Here is a 14,731-nt window from a genome sequence, read left to right on the forward strand (position 1 = left end):
GAGCGGCCGAATAGCCGTATTGAGGCGGACAGACGGGCAGTTGCCCGAACGGAACGGCGGCGCGCCGACGTTTGGGCTGGCAAAACGGTCGTCCTCGACCGACTTCTTCAACACAATCCGCCCTTTCCGGAGGCCTGAGCAGACGCAGCACAATTTGAACGTTCGCAGCGAACGGCAGGAAAATCCGCACCGCCCACGCCCGCCTGCCGTCTAATGCTGCACGAGGCCGCAAAAGCCGCTTCTGGCGGCTACGCCCCTGCGAAAACCTGCTTGGCGAACGTCGGCAAAGGGCCGCCCAGGCGGGGGACATGGCCAGATGAACTCGTCGCCTCTGGCGGAAACCCTGCGCCAAGTACTCAAATGCCGACAACTCACCGTCGCACGAACTGTTATGCGGAGGCTGTATATGTTCAAATCCAGCGTCCCGCTGGCGCGGCCGTGCACGAATTGCGTGCCGAGGTCTTATACCGACGGTGGAGCTGAGAAGCATTCGGGACGAACCAGTCGGTCCGCGCCTGCTGCAAGCGGCTGGCTACCGGTCTGACACAGAGGGAGTTTGAACAAAACCTTGATCGACAGGCAGAACTGCGTAGCTGTGCCGGCGACGATCGGTGGCCGGCCGCGACCGCTATGCGGCACGAGCCAGGTCATGCCCTCGGCGCGCCATATCAAGTTCTAACCGCCTCTGCGAAGCGTAGTATTGCAGCCGCACCGGTTCGTGCCGCGGTGGCGGGATGGCATCGGCTTCGGGATGCCGCCCAGCTAACTGGCAGGGCTCCGGACGTAGCTCCTAACCGTCCCAGATCTTGCGCCATAGCCAACCGAATTTTGGCGCCTGCGCGTCTTCGTGCGCTGGGCCGCGCCTCATCGCCTTTTGCCGGAGCGACAGCCGTTTTGCGACCCACGCGCCGCACCCGGCTGCGCGCGTCTTCGTCTACGCACTTGATCCATGTCAAGGCTCGCCCCTCGGGACCCGTGGCACTCAGATGCCTGCAAGGACCGTCTCCAGGAGAGAGGCGCCCGAACGGCAACGAGGACGCCATGGCTATCATTCGCATCATTTCCTATGCGCTTGTCGCGCTCATCGCGGCGGTGGCCGCGGATTGGGGTCGCGACCTCGCCTACTCGGTCCATGCTGGGCTGATCATGATCATAGCCGCCGGCCTCTGCCTGCGTGAGATCCGCAGCTACGGCGAGCCCGCGCGGGTGCGTGATACGTCGGGCTACATGGACGGTCCGGTGCGCGCAGGCGTGGTCGCGACGGCGTTCTGGGGGATCACTGGCTTTCTCGTCGGCGTCTTCATCGCCTTTCAGTTGGCCTTCCCCGCACTCAACTTCGACTGGTCCGAGGGCTTCGCCAATTTCGGCCGGCTCCGGCCGCTGCACACCTCGGCGGTGATTTTCGCCTTCGGCGGCAACGCGCTCTTGGCGACTTCGTTCTACGTGGTGCAGCGCACCTCGGCGGCACGGCTCTGGGGCGGCGACCTCGCCTGGTTCGTCTTCTGGGGCTACCAGCTCTTCATCGTGCTCGCCGCCACTGGCTACCTGCTGGGCGCCACCCAGTCGAAGGAATACGCCGAGCCCGAGTGGTACGTGGACATCTGGCTGACCATCGTCTGGATCGCCTACCTTGCGGTCTTCGTCGGCACGCTGGCGAAGCGCCGCGAGCCGCACATCTACGTCGCCAACTGGTTCTTCCTCGCCTTCATCATCACCGTCGCGATGCTGCACGTGGTCAACAACCTGTCGGTGCCGGTGTCGATCTGGGGCTCGAAGTCGGTGCAGGTCTTCGCCGGCGTGCAGGACGCCATGACCCAGTGGTGGTACGCCCACAACGCCGTCGGCTTCTTCCTCACTGCCGGCTTCCTCGGGATGATGTACTACTTCGTGCCGAAGCAGGCCGGGCGGCCGATCTACAGCTACAAGCTGTCGATCATCCACTTCTGGGCGCTGATCTTCCTCTACATCTGGGCCGGTCCGCACCACCTGCACTACACCGCGCTGCCGGACTGGGCCTCGACGCTCGGCATGGTGTTCTCGGTGGTCCTCTGGATGCCGAGCTGGGGCGGCATGATCAACGGGCTGATGACCCTCGAGGGCGCCTGGGACAAGATCCGCACCGACCCGATCATCCGGATGTTCGTGGCCAGCCTCGCGTTCTACGGCATGTCGACCTTCGAGGGCCCGATGATGTCGATCCGGGCGGTCAACTCGCTGTCGCATTACACCGACTGGACCATCGGCCACGTGCACTCCGGCGCGCTCGGCTGGAACGGGCTGATCACCTTCGGCTGCCTCTACTTCCTGACGCCGAAGCTCTGGGGCCGCGAGCGCATGTACTCGGTCGCCGCGATCAACTGGCACTTCTGGCTCGCGACCATCGGCATCGTTCTCTACGCCGCCTCGATGTGGGTCACCGGGATCATGGAAGGCCTGATGTGGCGCGAGGTCGACGACCAGGGCTTCCTGGTGAACTCCTTCGCCGACACCGTCGCCGCCAAGTTCCCGATGTACCTGGTCCGTGCTCTCGGCGGCGTCTTCTTCCTCGCCGGCGCGCTGCTCATGGCCTGGAACATGTGGATGACCGTGCGCGCCGCGCCGGCCCGCCAGAGCGCCCCCGACAACGCCATCCCCGCGGAGTGAGCCCGATGACCGACACCACGACCCAGGGCTCCGACCGCGCGCCCGAAGCCTCTGAGGCGCCCCGTCGCAAGCGTCTGATCGACCGCCACGGCGCCATCGAGCGCAATGCCACGCTGCTGCTGGTGTTCTCCTTCCTCGTCGTGACGATCGGCGGAATCGTCGAGATCGCGCCGCTGTTCTGGCTCGAGAACACCGTCGAGGAGGTGGAGGGCGTGCGCCCCTATTCGCCGCTCGAGCTGACGGGGCGGGACATCTACGTGCGCGAGGGCTGCTACACCTGCCACTCTCAGATGATCCGGCCGATGCGCGACGAGGTCGAGCGCTACGGCCACTACAGCCTCGCCGCCGAGTCGATGTACGACCACCCGTTCCAGTGGGGCTCGAAACGCACCGGACCGGACCTGGCGCGGGTCGGCGGGCGCTACTCGGACGAATGGCACGTCGACCACTTCGAGGACCCGCAGAGCGTCGTGCCCGAAAGCATCATGCCGAAATACGACTACCTCGCCCGGACGTCCGTCTCGGCCGAGCACGTCGACGAACTGATGCGCACCCACCGCTTCGTCGGTGTGCCCTACACCGACGAAATGATCGCCAAGGCCGCCGCCGACTTCCGCGGCCAGGCCGATCCCTCAGGAAGTGCCGACGGTCTGACCGAGCGCTACCCGGGCGCCCAGGTGCGCAACTTCGATGGGCGCCCGGCGCTCACCGAGATGGATGCGCTGATCGCCTACCTGCAAATGCTCGGGACGCTGGTCGACACCTCGACCTTCGTCGCCGACGCCAGCCGCTGAACGAGAGGGGGCCATGTCCGACACCTATTCGCTCCTGCGCGAGTTCGCCGACAGCTGGGCACTGCTCGCCCTGTTCCTGTTCTTCATGGGGGTGATCCTCTGGGCCTTCCGGCCCGGGAGCCGGCGGCTCCACGACGACGCCGCGGCTTCGATCTTCCGCGAGGCCAGGCCGGCGTCCGGGCCGGCGCCCGGACCCGAGCCCGCGCCCCTGATCGCCACCGGCTGCGGCAAGTCCTGCGCCACCTGTTCCTGCGAGCCGTCCGGAGAGCCGAGATGAGCCAGAAACCCGACGCCTCCCGCCAGCCCGAGACAACCGGCCACGTCTGGGACGGGATCGAGGAATATAACAACCCGCTGCCGCGCTGGTGGCTCTGGACCTTCTACGCGACCATCGTTTGGGGGGTGATCTACTGCATCCTCTACCCGGCCTGGCCGCTGGTGGATCGCGCCACCGCCGGGGTGCTCGGCTGGTCGGCCCGCGGCGAGGTCGCCGCCGAGATCGACGCGGTCGCGGCGCGCCAGGCCGAGCTGCGCGCGGCGCTAGTGGAGACCGACCTCGCGGCGCTGCCCGACGACCGGGACCTGCACCGTTTCGCCGTGCAGGCTGGCGCCTCGCTGTTCCGGAACAACTGCTCGCAGTGCCACGGCTCGGGCGCAGCGGGGGCCGAGGGCTACCCGAACCTGCTCGACGACGCCTGGCTCTGGGGCGGCAGTCGCGAGGAGATCGCCTATTCCATCCGCCACGGCATCCGCAACGATGAGGACGACGCGGCGCGCTTCAGCCAGATGCCCGGCTTCGGCGACATGCTTGAGCGCGAGGAGGTCGTCACGCTCGCCGCCCATGTCCGAGCGATGCCCGAGGGCACCGACCCGCTGGCCGGCGAGGGCGGCGAGCTCTTCGCCACCTATTGCACCGCCTGTCACGGCCAGGACGGCACCGGCAACCGCGACCTTGGCGCGCCGGATCTGACCGACGCGATCTGGCTCTACGGCTCGGACGCGGACAGCGTCGCGACGCTGATCGCCGAGGGCCCGTTCGGCGTTATGCCGCCCTGGGGCGAGCGGCTGGGCGAGCCCTCGGTGCGGGCACTCGCCGCCTACGTCCACCAGCTCGGCGGCGGCGAGGAGCCGGAGGCGCAGACCGCCGGTGCTGGCGACCCCGAGGCCACCCCTGTCCCGGTCCGCGCCGAGCCCTCCGACGTGCAGGGGCCGCAACAAGCCGAGCCCGCGGCAAACTGACCCGCGCGGCGCAAAGACACGGCGGCCTTGATCTCGATCAAGGCCGCCGGGAGCGCGCCGGCGCATGACCGGGCGGACCGCACGCGCGCGCCCCGGAGAGAAGACCATGAGCGACACCACCACCTCCCTCTACGCCGCCCGCGAGCCGATCTTCCCGCGCCGGGTCTCGGGCCGCTTCCGGCGGCTGAAGTGGCAGATCATGGCGCTGACGCTGGGGATCTACTACCTCGTGCCCTGGCTGCGCTGGGACCGCGGCCCGGCGCTGCCCGACCAGGCGGTGCTGGTCGATCTCGCCGATCGGCGGTTCTACTTCTTTTGGGTCGAGATCTGGCCGCACGAGTTTTACTTCGTCGCCGGCCTGCTGATCATGGCCGGGCTGGGGCTGTTCCTGTTCACCGCCGCGCTGGGCCGGGTCTGGTGCGGCTACCTTTGCCCGCAGACCGTCTGGACCGACCTTTTTCTGCAGGTCGAGCGCTGGGTCGAGGGCGACCGCAACGCCCGCCTGCGGCTGCACAAGGCGCCTTGGAGCGCGCGCAAGTGGCGGCTGCGGGTGACCAAGTGGACGCTCTGGCTGGCGATCTCGGTCGCCACCGGCGGTGCCTGGGTGTTCTACTTCGCCGATGCGCCGACGCTGGCGCGCGACCTCGCGACGCTGCAGGCCCCGGCAATCGCCTGGAGTTCGATCGCGATGCTGACTGCGACGACCTTCGTGTTTGGCGGCTTCATGCGCGAGCAGGTCTGCATCTACATGTGCCCGTGGCCGCGAATCCAGGGCGCGATGATGGACGAGGGCACGCTGACCGTGGCCTACCGCGACTGGCGCGGCGAGCCGCGCGGCAAGGGCCTGCGCCGCCGCGCCTCTGCCGCCGAGCCCGCGCCCGAAACCGTGCCCGAAACCATGCCCGCGACCCGCGCCGCCGGGCCGCAGGTCGGCGGCCGCTCGCCGCTGATCCCGATGCAGGTGCGCGGCGCCACGGCTTTGGTCGGCGCGCCGGCGGGGCGGGTCGATGACGGCCCCGGCGACTGCATCGACTGCAACGCCTGCGTGAACGTCTGCCCGACCGGCATCGACATCCGCGACGGCCAGCAGATGGCCTGCATCACCTGCGCGCTCTGCATCGACGCCTGCGACGAGGTCATGGAGAAGATCGGGCGGCCACGCGGGCTGGTCGACTACCTGGCGCTTTCGGACGCGCCGCTGGAGCGCGCCGGCGCAGCGCCGCGGCCGGCCCTCGGCCACGTGCTGCGCTGGCGCAACCTCGTCTACTTCGGACTCTGGGTCGCCATCGGCGTGGCGCTGGTGGTGGCGCTGCTGCTGCGCCCGACGCTCGAGCTGACCGTGTCGCCGGTGCGCAACCCGACCTTCGTGACGCTCTCGGACGGCAGCATCCGCAACGCCTACGACTTGCGCGTGCGCAACCGCCTCGGCGCGCCGCACGAGGTGGCGCTGGGCCTCGATGGGGCCTCGGCGCTCGACCTCGGGGTCGAGGGCGCCGCCGCCGGCACCGTCACCGTCGAGGCCGACACCCAGCGCCTGATCCGGGTCTACGTGACCGCGCCCGCGGAGGCGCCCGAGGCCGCCGCCGACCGTACCCAGATCGCCATCACCGCCCGCGACCGCGTCACCGACGAGACCGCGCGAGTGCGCACCACCTTCAACGGGGACACCCGATGACCAGCCCCGCAGCCTCCCGCCCGCTTGCGGGCCGCGCACCCTCTGGCCGTACTTTGACCGGCTGGCACGTGCTGGGCATGTTCGTCGCAGGCTTCGGCATCATCGTCTCGGTGAACGTGACCCTCGCGGTTAACGCCGTGCGCACTTTCCCGGGGCTGGAGGTGGCCAGCAGCTACGTCGCCAGCCAGAGCTTCGAGGCCCGCCGGCAGGCGCAGGACGCGCTCGGCTGGGAGGTGCGGGCGGACTACGCCGATGGCTTGCTGCACCTGACGCTGACCGATGCGCAGGGCGCCCCGGTGCGCGCGCACGACCTTTCAGTAGTCGTGGCGCGCCCGACCTTCGCCGCCGAGGAGCGGCCGCTTCTGCCCTCCGCCGACGGACGCATAAGCGCTGACCTCACGCCGGGCCTCTGGCGCGTCGACCTTAAGGCCAGCGCCGCGGGCGGCAAGCTCTTCGAGCGCAGCCTGCGCCTCGAGGTTCCGCGGTGACCGCCGCCTGCCCGGGCTGCGTCGCCGCCGGTTCCGCCGCCGAGGCCTCGGCGCCGGCCCTAGCCGACACGGCGCTGCACCTTCCGGACGTGACCTGCGCCGCCTGTATCGCCTCCGTCGAGGAGGCGCTCCTGGCGCTGCCCGGCGTCGAGACCGCGCGGGTGAACCTGTCGCGCAGGCGGGTCGCGGTGCGCGCGCCCGGGCTTGCGCCCGAGACGCTGGTGGCGCGGCTCGCCGCGGCCGGCCACCGGGCGCAGGAACTCGATGTCTCAGTGCTGGCGGGGCAAAGCGCCGAAATGCGCGACCTGCTCATGCGCACCGGCGTCGCGGGCTTTGCGATGATGAACGTGATGCTCCTGTCGGTGGCGGTCTGGTCCGGCGCTGCAGAAGTGACCGCGCAGCTCTTCCACCTTGTCTCCGCAGCCATCGCGCTGCCGGCGGTGGCCTTCGCGGCGCGGCCGTTCTTCGCCTCGGCGCTGCGCGCGCTGGCGGCCCGGCGGCTTAACATGGACGTACCGATCTCTCTGGCGATCGTGCTCGCCGCGCTGGTGTCGCTGATCGGCGCCGTTCAGGGGGCCGACCGGCAAAGCTGGTTCGACGCGGCACTGGCGCTGACCTTCTTCCTGCTGATCGGCCGCACGCTCGACCACGCCGGCCGCAGCGCCGCGCGCTCCGCCGCGGCCGAGCTCTCTGCGCTGGCGGTGCCGCAGGCGGTGCTCCTGACCGATGACGGTCAGCGGGTGGTGCGTGCCGAGACGCTGGCGCCCGGCGACCGCGTGCTGGTGCGACCAGGCGACCGGCTGCCCGCCGACGGCATCGTCGTCTCGGGCCGCAGCGACGTCGACCGCTCGGCCTTGACTGGCGAGAGCGCGCCCTTCGACGTCGCCCCGGGCAGCGAGGTCGCGGCCGGCGAGGTCAACCTCTCGGGCCCCCTCGAGGTCCGCGTGGTGCGCGCCGGTGCCGATACGGCCCTGGCTCGGCTGGCCGATCTCGTGGCCACCGCCGAGAACCAGCGCACGCGCTTCGCCGGCCTCGCCGACCGCGCGGCACGGGCCTACGCGCCGCTGGTGCACCTGCTGGGATTGGCCGCTTTCGCCGGTTGGTGGCAGTTTTCGGGCGACGCGTGGCGGGCGCTGGACGTGGCAATTTCGGTGCTGGTCATCACCTGTCCCTGCGCGCTCGGGCTCGCCGTACCGGCGGTATCGGTGGTCGCCACCGGCCGGCTGTTCAAGCGCGGGCTGCTGGTGAAATCCGCCACTGCGCTCGAACGCCTCGCCGAGGTGGACCTGGTGGTCTTCGACAAGACCGGCACGCTGACCACTGGCCGGGCGCGGCTGACGGGGACGCCGGACGACGCCCATCTGGCGCTCGCTGCCGGGCTCGCTTCCGGATCCGCGCATCCCTACGCCCGCGCTATCGTCGAGGCCGCGGCGGCGCGCGGGATCGTCCCGGAGCCGGTCGAGGCGGTGACCGAACGCCCGGGGCTCGGCGTCGAGGGCCGGGTCGCGGGGCGCGCGGTGCGGCTTGGACGGCCGTCGTGGATCGGCGTCGAGGGCGGCGGGGTGGCACTCGACGCGGGCGAGAACGCCGCAACGGTGTTGAGATTCGAGGAGGAGGTCCGCCCGGAGGCAAACGCCGCAATTGCCGCGCTGCGCGAAGCGGGCCGCGCGGTGGCGATGCTGTCGGGTGACGGCGCCGACGCCGTGGCCCGGGTCGCCGCCGCCCTCGGCATCGACGAGACTGCCGCGGCGATGATGCCCGGCGACAAAGCCGCCTGGATCGACGCGCGCGCCGCCGAGGGCCGTCGGGTGCTGATGGTCGGGGACGGGCTCAACGACGCTGGCGCGCTGGCGGTGGCGCACGCCTCGCTGGCGCCGTCCTCGGGCCTCGACGCGGCGCGCAGCGTCGCCGACGTGGTGCTCCTATCGGGCGGCCTCGTGCGCGTCGCCGAGCTGCTGGCGGTTTCCCGCAAGGGCCTCATGCGGATGCGTGAGAACGTCTTGCTGTCGTTGGCTTATAACGTCGTCGCTGTGCCGGTGGCGCTCACCGGGCTGGCAACGCCGTTCCTGGCGGCGCTGGCGATGTCGCTTTCGTCGATTACGGTCACGCTGAACGCGGTAAGAGGGTGGCGATGAACGTGCTGGTGGTGCTGATCCCGGTCTCGGTGGGATTGGGGCTGATGGGCCTCGCCGGCTTCCTCTGGAGCCTGCGCGCGGCGCAATACGACGACCCCGAGGGCAGTCGGAACCGCATTCTCGACTCCCGCTGGGACGACACGCCACGAAAGGCAAGAGAGTGATCTCTGGATAGCTGCCGGTTCCGCGGGCACCGGTTTAGGTTTGCATGGCTCGGTCCTCGAAAGCCATTGGGGCTGAGATATCCCAACTTCGAGTGGCGTCGTCTGGGATTGTAGGAGCGCTCGATGTAATCGAAGATATCTGCGCGTGCTGCGTTGCGGTTGCGGTTGCGGTAGACCTCGCGGGCTGTTCGCTCGGTCGTCAGCGATGAGAAGAAGCTCTTTATTGCCGAGTTGTCCCAGACATTGCCAGCCCGGCTCATGGAGCAGATGATGCGGTTGTAGAGCAGCAAGCGTTACAATTGCTCGCTGGTATATTGCGATCCCTGGTCGGAATTGTGGAGCAGAGCATCGGCCGTGCTGCGCCGCCAGAGCGCCATCATCAGGGCATCCATAACCCGCGAAACGTCCCGGTCCGCCTTCATCGACCAGCCTACGACGCGCCGGGAAAAGAGGTCGAGCACGACCGAGACGTAGAGCCAGCCCTCTCCGGTCCAGATGTAGGTGAAGTCGGCCAGCCACTTCTGGTTCGGCCGGTCGGCCTAGAAGTCCCGGTCGAGGATGTTGTCGCCGACGACTGAGCGCGCGCCATCATTCTTGGGCGTCTTACGGCGCTGCGGTCGGGCTCTCATGGCGTTCTGCCGCATGAGGCGCTCGACCAGGTGCAGCCCGCAGGTCAACCCGTCCTCGAGCACGTCCCGCCATACCCGACGGGTACCATAGGTGCGGTCGCTGGCCTTGAAACCTTTGTCGACCTCCATGAGGAGCTTTCGCGTCCTAGCCCGCCCGGGCGCTGATCGGTCGCTTGAGCCAAGCAGTGGAGCCGCCGTCCCTCGCACCGAGCTGTCACAGCCCGATGGAGCTTGCGGCGCGCCCGTTGCGACCGTGACTTGCTTTCCTCGCGGCCGGCCTTGCCAGGGTTCTGCGCCAGCAGCCGGACCTGATCGACATCCGGCTTGACCCTCAGGGCTGGGTTGGGATCGACGAACTCCTGCGGAGCCTCAAGACGGCCCTGTTCCGGTATTCGAGCGTCCACCTTGCGGCGCTCTTCGCCGCCCTGCTGCCGGGCGCGATGCGGCCCCTGCCGGTCTGACGCTGCGTCCGCGACGGCCGGATCACGGTGCGGCGAAGAAGGTGTCGCGGGTGAGGAAGGTGTAGTCCGACTCGACCGTCATGATCGCAAGGAAGGCTAGGACGGCCGCCGGGGGCAACAGGATCGCATAGATCAGCGCCAGCCGCTCGTAGGCCATGTGCATGAAGACCGCGACGATCAGCCCGGCCTTCAACAGCATGAAGGCCAGGATCAGCGACCAGCGTAGCATCCCCTCAAGCCCGGCGTAGTCGACAAGGTAGGAGAACGCGCTGAGCACGAACAAAAGCCCCCAGACCATGAAGTAGAGCTTCAGCGGGTGCTGCTGGCCTTCGGCATGGGGGGCGGCGGGGGCGGCTGCGGTATCAGACATGGGCGGACCTACCAAAGATAGAAGAACGCGAAGATGAAGACCCAGACGAGGTCGACGAAGTGCCAGTAGAGCCCCATGATCTCGACCGCCTCGTAGTCCCCGGCGCCCGATTTCAGCCAGGTTCGGCCAGGCCGGTCGAACTCGCCGCGCCAGATCTTCGTGGCGATGATCAGCAGGAACAGGACCCCGAAGGACACGTGGGTGCCGTGGAAGCCGGTGATCATGAAGAAGCTGGCGCCGAACTGTTCGGCGCCGAACGGGTTCGCCCAGGGCCGGACGCCCTCCTGGATCAGCTTGGTCCATTCGAAGGCCTGCATGCCGACGAAGGTCGCGCCCAGGCCGGCGGTCAGGAACATCAGCCCCGCGGTCGCCTTGCGCGCGCGGGCATAGCCGCAGCGGACCGCCATCGCCATGGTGCCGCTCGACGAGATCAGCACGAAGGTCATGATCGCGATCAGCAGGAGCGGCAGGTGCGCGCCGCCGACATGCAGCGCGAAGACCTCGCTGGTGTTGGGCCATTCGGATTGCGTCGACATCCGCGCGGACATGTAGCCCAAGAGGAACACGCTGAAGACGAAGGTGTCGCTCAGCAGGAAGATCCACATCATCGCCTTGCCCCAGGACACCCGCTTGAAGGTGCGCTGGTCCGAACTCCAGTCGTCGACGAACTGGTCCAGTCCGGAGCGTCGGTCGGCGTGCAGGTTGGTGTCAGCCATGGCGTTTCCTCATGACACGAGACCCCGGCAGAGGGCGGCGAGCTGGTTGGCCCAGCCCAGGAACAGGACCAGCAGGCCGCACCAGACGAGGAGCAGGAAGTCCCAGTAGGTGGCGCAGAGGCCGATGCCGGTGCGGCGCCGTCGCAGGGTGCCGCGGCTGCCGGCCAGGACCAGCGCCAGCGCCGCGATGCCGCCCAAGACGTGCAGCCCGTGCAGCCCGCTCAGGAGGTAGAAGAAGCTCGCGGCCGGGCTCGCCACCAGACCCTCGCCCGCGGTGGTCAGATCGCGCCAGGAGGCCAGCTGGCCGACCAGGAAGGCGGCGGTGGCGAGGGCGGCAATGGTGACCGCCTGCCGGGTGGCGGGCCGGTCATTGGCCGCGGCGGTCCGCGCTGCGCGGTGCAGGAAGGCGCTGGCCAGGACCAGCGGCACGACATTCAGCCAGACGATCCGGGGCAGCGTGAAGGTCGACCAGGCCTCCAGGTCCATCCGCATCACGAAGGCGCTGCCGAAGAGCGCAAAGAGCGCGCCCAGCACCACCATCAGGATGCCCAGCCCGACCCGGCCGGTGGGCAGCGCGACGTCGGCGCCCTCGGGCATGCCGGTCTCCAGCCACGGCTTCGTCATCACCCCCTGGCGCAGCAGCCAGAGCGTCGCCACCGCGACCACGCCGACGATGAGGATCAGGATCACCGTCATGGCCGCGGCCCCTCGGGCACCCAGGGATCGTTCTGCGCCACGAAATCGGTGGGCGCGCCCGGCACGCTGTAATCGTAGGCCCAGCGGTAGACCAGCGGCAGGTCCTGCCCCCAATTGCCGTGGCGCGGCGGGGTGTCCGGCGTCTGCCATTCCAGCGAGGCCGCCCGCCACGGATTGCCGCCGGCCATCCGCCCATGGCGCAGGCTCCAGAAGATGTTGAACAGGAACAGCATCTGCGCCGCGCCGACGACGAAGGCGGCGATGCTGATGAAGGCGTTCAGCCCGTCGACCGGCGTCGCGAGATAGGGCGCGGAGCCGATCTCGGGATAGCGCCGCGGCACGCCGACAAGGCCCACATAGTGCATCGGGAAGAAGATCGCGTAGGCGCCGAGGAAGGTGACCCAGAAGTGGATCTGGCCCATCGCCTCGTTCAGCATCCGGCCGGTGATCTTGGGGTACCAGTGGTAGATCGCGCCGAAGATCACCATCAGCGGCGCGACGCCCATCACCATGTGGAAATGCGCGACGACGAACATCGTGTCCGACAGCGGCACGTCCACCACCACATTGCCGAGAAACAGACCCGTCAGGCCGCCGTTGACGAAGGTCACGATGAAGGCGAGCGCGAAGAGCATTGGCAGCGTCAGGTGGATGTCGCCCTTCCAGAGCGTCAGCACCCAGTTGTAGACCTTGATCGCCGTGGGCACCGCGATGATCAGGGTCGTGGTGGCGAAGAAGAACCCGAACCACGGATGCATGCCCGAGACATACATGTGGTGCGCCCAGACGATGAAGCTGAGCGCGCCGATGATGACGATCGCCCAGACCATCATCCGATAGCCGAAGATGTTCTTGCGCGCATGCACCGCGATCAGGTCCGACACGATCCCGAACGCCGGCAGCGCGACGATGTAGACCTCCGGATGCCCGAAGAACCAGAACAGGTGCTGGAACACGATCGGGCTGCCACCGCCGTAGCTGAGCTGCTCGCCCATCTCGACCAGCGCCGGCATGAAGAAGGAGGTGCCGAGCAGCCGGTCGAACAGCATCATCACGCAGGCCACGAACAGAGCCGGGAAGGCGAGCAGCGCCATCACCGTCGCGGTGAAAATGCCCCAGACGGTCAGTGGCATCCGCATCAGCGTCATGCCGCGGGTGCGCGCCTGCAGGACCGTGACGACGTAGTTCAGCCCTCCCATGGTGAAGCCGATGATGAACAGGATGAGCGACAGGAGCATCAGGACGATGCCGGCATCCTGTCCGCCGGGCGTGCCCGACAGGATTGCCTGCGGCGGGTACAGCGTCCAGCCCGCCCCGGTGGGCCCGCCAGGGACGAAGAAGCTGGCGACGAGCACGAGGACGGCGAGCAGGTAGACCCAGTAGCTCAGCATATTGACGAACGGGAACACCATGTCCCGCGCCCCCACCATCAGCGGGATCAGGTAATTGCCGAAGCCGCCGAGGAAGATCGCGGTGAGCAGATAGATCACCATGATCATGCCGTGCATGGTGATGAACTGGTAATAGGCCTCGGGGGCGAACGCGAAGGTGTCCGGAAATCCCAGTTGCAGCCGCATCAGCCAGGACAGGACCAGCGCGACCAGTCCGATGGCGATGGCGGTGCCGGAATATTGGAGGGCGATGTACTTCGCGTCCTGGCTGAACACCCACTTTCCGATCCAGCTGAGGGCGTGCGGCGGATGGACGTCCGGGACCTCGGCCGGCGGCACTCGGGAATCGGGGCGTTCGTCGACGTTGACCATTCAGTGCTCCTCCCTGCTCGCGCGGGTCGTGGCTCGACCCGTGGGCAGCGTCGCGACGTGTCGGCAGTCAGTTGTCGGTGCTGGCGGTCCTCACCCTCGTCGCTGACGACAAATTCGCAAACGTCTGCTGCTCCTGCAGCCAACCCTGGTAATCCGCTTCCTCCACGACCTGGACGAATCCGCGCATGTGGGAATGCCCGACGCCGCACAGTTCGGCACAAAGGATCTCGAACTCGCCGGTCCGGGTCGGGGTGAACCAGAAATAGGTGACCATGCCCGGCACCATGTCCATCTTGGCGCGAAACTCGGGCACGTAGAAATTGTGCAGGACATCGATCGAACGCAGCACCATCTTCACCGGGCGGTCGACCTGAAGGTAGAGATCCGCAAGCTCGACGATCACGTCGTCCTGGCCGAAGCGGTCGTGCGGGCTGACGCCGAGCGGGTTGTCATAGCTGACGAGGTGCGCGTCGGAGGTGCCGAGCCGCCCGTCCGCGCCGGGCAGACGGAAACTCCAGTTCCACTGCTGCGCGAAGACCTCGACCTCGGTCGCGTCGTCGGGCACGGTGACGAACTGCTTCCAGACGATCAGGCCGGGCGCAAGCATCGCCGCGACGCCGAGCCCGGTAACCGCGGTCAGCCAGATCTCGAGCCGGCGGTTCTCGGGATCGAACTCGGCCTTGTGGCCGGGGCGGTGGCGGTAGCGCCAGACGCACCATGCCATGAAAAGGACGACGGCGGCAAATACGACGCCGGTGATCCAGAAGGTGATAACGAGGGTCGTGTCGATATATTGCCAGTTCGAGGCGATGGGCGTCCACCACCACGGGCTCAGCATGTGAAACAGGACTGACCCGACGACGATGGCGACAAGCGCGATTGCGACGATCATCAGCGCACCTTCCCGCAGCGCAATCGGCACCGGGAATGGCCAAACGGCATCCGGTGCCGAGTCGGG

General features: G+C 68.3%; 13 protein-coding genes and 1 pseudogene. 8 read left to right on the forward strand and 6 right to left on the reverse strand.

The window, feature by feature from the left end:
• Positions 1-1,041: 1,041 nt before the first annotated feature.
• The 8 genes from ccoN to ccoS all read left to right on the forward strand — a co-directional run bounded on the left by ccoN (position 1,042) and on the right by ccoS (position 9,138).
• Positions 1,042-2,643, forward strand: coding sequence for a cytochrome-c oxidase, cbb3-type subunit I (gene ccoN / locus ACXYMW_RS01710; RefSeq protein WP_459033558.1), 1,602 nt, complete (start codon positions 1,042-1,044; stop codon positions 2,641-2,643).
• A gap of 5 nt (positions 2,644-2,648) precedes the next feature.
• Positions 2,649-3,437: a cytochrome-c oxidase, cbb3-type subunit II gene (gene ccoO, locus ACXYMW_RS01715; protein WP_459033559.1), complete on the forward strand. Its 789-nt coding sequence runs from the start codon at positions 2,649-2,651 to the stop codon at positions 3,435-3,437.
• A 13-nt stretch (positions 3,438-3,450) separates the two neighbouring features.
• On the forward strand, positions 3,451-3,714 hold the full coding sequence (locus ACXYMW_RS01720) for a cbb3-type cytochrome c oxidase subunit 3 (RefSeq protein ID WP_459033560.1): 264 nt from the start codon (positions 3,451-3,453) through the stop codon (positions 3,712-3,714).
• A complete protein-coding gene (gene ccoP / locus ACXYMW_RS01725; RefSeq protein WP_459033561.1) occupies positions 3,711-4,676 on the forward strand; it encodes a cytochrome-c oxidase, cbb3-type subunit III in 966 nt (321 codons plus the stop codon). Before ACXYMW_RS01720 ends, ccoP begins: the two co-directional genes overlap by 4 nt.
• A gap of 106 nt (positions 4,677-4,782) precedes the next feature.
• Positions 4,783-6,351, forward strand: a complete 1,569-nt coding sequence (locus ACXYMW_RS01730) for a 4Fe-4S dicluster domain-containing protein (RefSeq protein WP_459033562.1) — start codon at positions 4,783-4,785, stop codon at positions 6,349-6,351.
• 53 nt (positions 6,352-6,404) lie between these two features.
• Positions 6,405-6,839: a FixH family protein gene (locus ACXYMW_RS01735; protein WP_459033563.1), complete on the forward strand. Its 435-nt coding sequence runs from the start codon at positions 6,405-6,407 to the stop codon at positions 6,837-6,839.
• The gene (locus tag ACXYMW_RS01740) at positions 6,836-8,974 is read left to right on the forward strand and encodes a heavy metal translocating P-type ATPase (RefSeq protein ID WP_459033564.1); all 2,139 of its coding nucleotides are present in this window, start codon (positions 6,836-6,838) and stop codon (positions 8,972-8,974) included. Before ACXYMW_RS01735 ends, ACXYMW_RS01740 begins: the two co-directional genes overlap by 4 nt.
• Positions 8,971-9,138 carry a cbb3-type cytochrome oxidase assembly protein CcoS gene (ccoS, locus tag ACXYMW_RS01745; RefSeq protein ID WP_459033565.1) on the forward strand — a complete coding sequence of 56 codons (168 nt, stop codon included), beginning with the start codon at positions 8,971-8,973 and terminating at the stop codon, positions 9,136-9,138. The genes ACXYMW_RS01740 and ccoS overlap by 4 nt, the downstream gene beginning before the upstream one ends.
• A 59-nt stretch (positions 9,139-9,197) precedes the next feature.
• Here ccoS and ACXYMW_RS01750 read toward each other — a convergent pair.
• From ACXYMW_RS01750 to ACXYMW_RS01775, 6 genes and pseudogenes are all read right to left on the reverse strand, one after another.
• Positions 9,198-9,978: pseudogene (locus ACXYMW_RS01750) on the reverse strand (IS3 family transposase); the annotation flags it as partial.
• 272 nt (positions 9,979-10,250) lie between these two features.
• On the reverse strand, positions 10,251-10,598 hold the full coding sequence (locus ACXYMW_RS01755) for a cytochrome C oxidase subunit IV family protein (RefSeq protein ID WP_459033566.1): 348 nt from the start codon (positions 10,596-10,598) through the stop codon (positions 10,251-10,253).
• Positions 10,599-10,606: 8 nt separating this feature from the next.
• Complete coding sequence (locus ACXYMW_RS01760) at positions 10,607-11,314, reverse strand: heme-copper oxidase subunit III family protein (RefSeq protein WP_459033567.1); 708 nt, start codon at positions 11,312-11,314, stop codon at positions 10,607-10,609.
• A 9-nt stretch (positions 11,315-11,323) separates the two neighbouring features.
• The gene (locus ACXYMW_RS01765; protein WP_459033568.1) at positions 11,324-12,010 is read right to left on the reverse strand and encodes a cytochrome c oxidase subunit 3; all 687 of its coding nucleotides are present in this window, start codon (positions 12,008-12,010) and stop codon (positions 11,324-11,326) included.
• Entirely contained in the window at positions 12,007-13,773 is a 1,767-nt protein-coding gene (locus ACXYMW_RS01770; RefSeq protein ID WP_459033569.1) for a cbb3-type cytochrome c oxidase subunit I, read from the reverse strand. Before ACXYMW_RS01770 ends, ACXYMW_RS01765 begins: the two co-directional genes overlap by 4 nt.
• 67 nt (positions 13,774-13,840) lie before the next feature.
• Complete coding sequence (locus ACXYMW_RS01775) at positions 13,841-14,665, reverse strand: cytochrome c oxidase subunit II (RefSeq protein WP_459033570.1); 825 nt, start codon at positions 14,663-14,665, stop codon at positions 13,841-13,843.
• Between the last annotated feature and the right edge of the window lie 66 nt (positions 14,666-14,731).

This window comes from Roseivivax sp. CAU 1761, assembly GCF_054482755.1.

What these genes read in the sequence shown, in the direction of transcription:
- ccoP (WP_459033561.1), top strand. Translation starts at nt 3,711, where the DNA reads ATGAGCCAGAAACCCGACGCCTCCCGCCAGCCCGAGACAACCGGCCAC.
- ccoO (WP_459033559.1), top strand. Translation starts at nt 2,649, where the DNA reads ATGACCGACACCACGACCCAGGGCTCCGACCGCGCGCCCGAAGCCTCT.
- ACXYMW_RS01730 (WP_459033562.1), top strand. Translation starts at nt 4,783, where the DNA reads ATGAGCGACACCACCACCTCCCTCTACGCCGCCCGCGAGCCGATCTTC.
- ACXYMW_RS01770 (WP_459033569.1), bottom strand. Translation starts at nt 13,773, where the DNA reads ATGGTCAACGTCGACGAACGCCCCGATTCCCGAGTGCCGCCGGCCGAG.
- ACXYMW_RS01775 (WP_459033570.1), bottom strand. Translation starts at nt 14,665, where the DNA reads ATGATCGTCGCAATCGCGCTTGTCGCCATCGTCGTCGGGTCAGTCCTG.
- ACXYMW_RS01760 (WP_459033567.1), bottom strand. Translation starts at nt 11,314, where the DNA reads ATGGCTGACACCAACCTGCACGCCGACCGACGCTCCGGACTGGACCAG.
- ACXYMW_RS01765 (WP_459033568.1), bottom strand. Translation starts at nt 12,010, where the DNA reads ATGACGGTGATCCTGATCCTCATCGTCGGCGTGGTCGCGGTGGCGACG.
- ccoS (WP_459033565.1), top strand. Translation starts at nt 8,971, where the DNA reads ATGAACGTGCTGGTGGTGCTGATCCCGGTCTCGGTGGGATTGGGGCTG.
- ccoN (WP_459033558.1), top strand. Translation starts at nt 1,042, where the DNA reads ATGGCTATCATTCGCATCATTTCCTATGCGCTTGTCGCGCTCATCGCG.
- ACXYMW_RS01755 (WP_459033566.1), bottom strand. Translation starts at nt 10,598, where the DNA reads ATGTCTGATACCGCAGCCGCCCCCGCCGCCCCCCATGCCGAAGGCCAG.
- ACXYMW_RS01720 (WP_459033560.1), top strand. Translation starts at nt 3,451, where the DNA reads ATGTCCGACACCTATTCGCTCCTGCGCGAGTTCGCCGACAGCTGGGCA.